Origin of the sequence: Limnospira sp. PMC 1279.21 (genome assembly GCF_032349615.1) — a bacterium.
GTDB classification, from domain to species: Bacteria; Cyanobacteriota; Cyanobacteriia; order Cyanobacteriales; family Microcoleaceae; genus Limnospira; species Limnospira fusiformis.
Genome location: NZ_JARPLU010000254.1, coordinates 1 through 4794, shown reverse-complemented (window position 1 = coordinate 4794; position 4794 = coordinate 1). Strand labels below are relative to the sequence as shown.

4 protein-coding genes and 1 pseudogene are annotated in these 4794 nt (G+C 45.3%); 1 reads left to right on the top strand and 4 read right to left on the bottom strand.

The window, feature by feature from the left end; all coding sequences use genetic code 11:
* Positions 1–68: 68 nt before the first annotated feature.
* From P5683_RS22800 to P5683_RS22785, 4 genes are all read right to left on the bottom strand, one after another.
* A complete protein-coding gene (locus P5683_RS22800; protein ID WP_006625958.1) occupies positions 69–281 on the bottom strand; it encodes a hypothetical protein in 213 nt (70 codons plus the stop codon).
* A 132-nt stretch (positions 282–413) separates the two neighbouring features.
* Positions 414–977, bottom strand: coding sequence for a hypothetical protein (locus P5683_RS22795; protein ID WP_006625959.1), 564 nt, complete (start codon positions 975–977; stop codon positions 414–416).
* Between the two features lie 8 nt (positions 978–985).
* Positions 986–1198 (bottom strand): hypothetical protein, encoded by a 213-nt coding sequence (locus P5683_RS22790; protein WP_006617125.1) that lies wholly within the window; start codon positions 1196–1198, stop codon positions 986–988.
* Positions 1198–4260, bottom strand: coding sequence for a GAF domain-containing protein (locus tag P5683_RS22785; protein WP_006625960.1), 3063 nt, complete (start codon positions 4258–4260; stop codon positions 1198–1200). Before P5683_RS22785 ends, P5683_RS22790 begins: the two co-directional genes overlap by 1 nt.
* A gap of 253 nt (positions 4261–4513) precedes the next feature.
* Here P5683_RS22785 and P5683_RS22780 point away from each other — a divergent pair.
* A pseudogene (locus P5683_RS22780) lies at positions 4514–4738 on the top strand (IS630 transposase-related protein); the annotation flags it as partial.
* Positions 4739–4794 lie beyond the last annotated feature (56 nt).

Here is a 4794-nt window from a genome sequence, read left to right as displayed (position 1 = left end):
ACATGGATTCCGTTCTCAAAGCTGCGTCCTAACCACCTTGACTAATGCTATATATCCTAATGCCCAAATCATAGCCCTTCGGGAGCCGGTTTGACTGATGGGGTTGTACTAATCTGCCCAGGCTGTGGCGATGGTCGCGTTTGTAACTGACTCGGGGAGTAGCGAGCGATCGCTATTAACGGAAAAATGAGGGTGAATAATGCAATAACAGCACCCACCAGATCCGAAAATCCGTAGGTAGGACTTCCTGATAAACTGGCAGGTTGACCGTCTGATTCCATATAAACTGATCACACTAAAAAAACAGGTCAGACTTGGTTTACTAAGATACGCAACCTACATTTTACCATAAAAACATCGAAAAATCAACCCTCTCCCGGAGAATTTATCCATCATCTCCAAGGGTCAGGGAGCTAGTTTTTTGGCAAATCATTATATTGAGTTTGAGCCACATCCAACAATGTTAAGATCTGCTGCCATAGAGGGTCATGGGGATTAACACTAGTACTGCACTCAGTTTTGAGCTGATTTCGCAATTGGTTAAACCGACCATTAACATCGATCTTGTCGGAACCTTCCCCAGTTTCATCTGTAGGAGAAGTGGCAATAGGTTCGCTATTTTCCAAGGCTTCCTGAATATCTTGGGATGTTTCCGCCAACATCAAAGCACGATGGGCAATATTTTCAGGAAGTGATGGGCGATCTGATAAAGCAATGCGAGACAATTCCAACAGAAACTCTCGCACCTGGCCCACCCACTCAAGATCTGCTTCTTGCCATTGCCAATTAGTAGACTGGTAGAGACCCGCTTGATTTTTGATAGCGATCGCCTGTTGCGCCAGAGGTAGTGCAGAAGTCGAAACAGTACCAGGTAATTTAGGGATATCAGCTAAAGCGGCGCGAGCAACTTCAATCAACAGGTCATTCACCTGTTCTATCCATTGTCGGTCAGAATACGGTCCGTTTAACTCAGTCATTATCTAATCTAAACTTGGTTCAGGCTGAAATCTAAGATCCGGGGTTGACGACCAATTTCCTCACTACCCATCAATAGCCAACCCGCCATCTCCGAGATGGGGAGGCGCAAACCTCTCCGTTGACACACCCCCAAGCCTTGATGAGGCTTAGGGATTTTCTGATTAGTTGTGAGACCCAAAGCCCCAACAGAGAAACGGTGAGGGAAAACAGCCCCCTGCACTATTTTTCTGTGAGCTTCCAAACACCATCCCAGGTTTCACTGGGGGGCTTGGTGGTCTCATATAGTATACACCGATCGACATGAAGTTTTGCTGCTTTATTTTGAGCATCGATCGCCAAAACCGCCAAAAATTCGTGTTTAGCATTTCTAAAGGATTCCTTAGCCTTCGATGCAAATTTTTTGCGACACAGATCGATCAGTTTACGCACAGCACTAACAGCCAGGTGCGCCCCTTCATCAGCTAACATCTGCTTAGTTTCATCATTAGCAGTAAACTGCTGAAGTTTAGCGACCAGCATTTTTTTAGTTTCGCGGGGAGTTAAACCACTAAGAATTTCCTCCATCCGGTCAGCCATTTCTTCCGGTGGCGTAGCTGGTAACTGGGCCAGAGATAATCGTCGGACAGTATTTGAGCCAAGAATCTCCTCCAACTGGAGAAGGGACATCTCTTCCAACATTTGTGTTATAAGTTCACGTTCATTGTAGGAGAGTTGTTTAAGTTGGGACTGAGAAAAATCTTCCAGTTGTGCCAAAAGTGGAACGATATCGGTATCAGTGAGTTTTTCCATGGCGGGTTTCAGGTAAAATTCCCGACCCCGATGGTAGTGGTCGATAATTTGTTGTTGTTCATCAGGAATGGGCCTAGCCTGTTTTCCTTCCCGAATACCAACCAACTCATAAATCCTAACGGGCTGACTTTTACCCTTAACCGTAATCAAATCAAGTTCGCGAACAATCAGGCGATCGGCATTAGGGAGATAAGTATTTTCACTAATTACAATATCAGTTCCATATTGCTTGGTGGTACCCTCCAAGCGAGAAGCCAAGTTAACGCCATCTCCAATAGATGTCAACTCCATCCGCTTGCTAGAGCCAATATTACCACTGATTACCTCATCAGAATGCAAACCCATACCAATTTTAATAGGCATCAGTCCTTTAGACACACGCAGATCATTAAACTCTATCAAACGGTAACGCATTTCCACCGCCGCCTGCACTGCCATCCACTGATGATTTGGTAGAGGCGCAGGAGAACCAAATACAGCCATCAAAGCATCCCCAATATACTTATCTAGGGTTCCCTGATGATTCAAGACTGTATCGACCATCTCCTCAAAATATTCGTTAAGCATACTAACTACTTCCTCAGCCTGCAACTTTTCGGTGAGGGTGGTGTAGTCACGGATATCACTAAATAAAACCGTAACATCCTTACGGGTTCCCCCTAGTTTAATCTCACCACTAGCTAACAGAGATTCCGCCACAGCAGGGGTCATGTACCGATAGATCAAGTTCTTAACTTCTTTTTCCCCGCTAATATCCTCCATGACCACCAAAGCCCCGCTGACTTTTTTAGGATCATTAATGTCAGACATGGAATTGATGGACAGGTTAATACTTTGGGGAATTTCCGAAGCCCCTGATAACAGGGTTTGATCGGGATAATATTGTTGGCGGTCTTTAGCATCTTTAGGTTTCAAAGCCAAATCGAACCACCGGGCGAAATCACCATCTTTCAGGTGGATTAACTCTCGTACCGATACGCCTTGAGTTACCTGGGATTCAGTGAGTCCCAGTAATTCCATAGCACATTCATTGGTAGCAATGATCCGACCCTCCTTGTCGGAAGAAATCACTCCATTAGTCAGACTGCGGAGAATGTCTTTCTGTCTTTGCTCTTGTTCTTTGACCTTTTGGAAGAGTTTGGCATTCTGAAGAGCAATCCCAGCTTGGATATTAAAAGCCCGCATAAATTCGAGATCATTTTTATTAAAGCTGGCTTTCCATTGCTCAGGAGGCTCTGGCCAACTAGCCGGGTCGTAAGGGGCGTACTCCCCCTGTTTTTTCTTGTTAATCAGTTGGGTAACACCGATTAGTTGCTTGTCAGCATTATAAACGGGCATACACAAGAGGCTACAGGTACGATACCCGGTTTTTTGGTCGGTTTTCTTCGATTGTTCAGAGCGATGGTCTGTGTATACATCGAAGGGGATCAGTAAAGGCTCACCACTTTCGGCAACAGTTCCCGCAAATCCTGCATTTCGGGGAATCCTGATTTCGGTCAGATTGCCATTAATGGGAATTTTGGTCCACAGTTCGTCTCGGTCTTCATCTAGTAGCCACAGAGTGCTGCGATCGGCATTCATTAACTCTTTAGCCTGATCCATCACATTGGTGAGGGTTTCTTGGAGGTCGAGACTGCTTTTGCTGAGGGCATTAACGGCATTCATCAGCGCGGAAGCCGCTCGCTGTCTCTGGGTGGCTGAATAGAAGGATTTAGACGATTGCAGGATCAGCCGAATGGACGGGGCGAACTCATGGAACACCTGTTCATCTTCCCCTGTAAAGCCGATAGTATCGACTTTTTCCTGGAGGGGGGATGATGGATTAATATCGGGTTTGAGTTTGTTTAATAGTTGTACTACCGCTACTAAATCGTCATTCTCATTCAGGAGAGGCATGGCGATCATAGTGTAGGTACGATAGCCATTTTTTTCATCAAATTTTTTGGCGGCCGCCGAGCGCGGATCATCATAGAAATCGTAGGGAATATTAACGATTTTCTTATGGGTGGCTGCTTCCCCGGCAATGCCAGCACTAGCCGGAATCCTTAATTCTAAGGGTTCTCCGTCTTCTCCTTTAGCAACTATAGACCAGAGTTCGTGCTTTTCTTCGTCCATCAGCCAGATCGTGGTGCGATCGGCGTTGAGAAGTTCTCCTGTTTTAAAGGTAATCGAGGATAACATTTCGTTAAGAATTGCCTCGAATCCCTGGGCATCCAGGAGATTGTCGAGCATCGACAGGGTTTCGTTAACGGTTTTTAGTTTATTTTCAACATCTTTAACAACTTCAACAAAGGTTTCTTTTTTTAGGGGGGCTAAAAAATTAGAGAAATTCCCACTGGTGCGGGCTAACCCAGAAGATGATGGGTTATTACCATGGGGGGCTTTACCCCCTGCTGAGTTGCCCGCCGGACGACGGGAAGATGTGAAAATGTTTCCGTCTCCATCGATGACATCGACATCAACGGTAGCAGATACAGCAGGATTTTGAGGCATCGAATTGTTTGAAGATGCGGATTTCATAAACCTTTACCAACAGGTTGGATCTTTGCTCATATTCAGGGGCAATCGGTTTCAGATAGTTGAAATTAGGATGAGACCTTTCCCAAGCATGGACATATACAACTGTTTATCAGTTTATGGCCATTGTAGCCGATTGCTCAATTTGCCAAGGATTTTGCTGATAATTATAGCACAAGACAGAGAAGTTAGGACGTATAATGGCAAGGATATCTACAGAAGACCCAAAATGCCAGCCCCCTACAGTTACGACCTTAGACAAAAAGTTATTAATGCAATTGAACTAGACGGTATACCCAAAACCGAAGCCAGTCAAGTTTTCCATGTCAGCAGGAACACCATCAATCTCTGGCTGCAAAGAAAAGAACACACCGGCGACTTCCTCCCTAAACTTAATCGCCCACCTGGTCATAGCCACCAAATTACCGACTGGCACAAATTCAAGGCTTTTGCCTAAGAGCATGGCCACAAAACCTCCGCTCAAATGGCTCAACTTTGGGATGACGACAT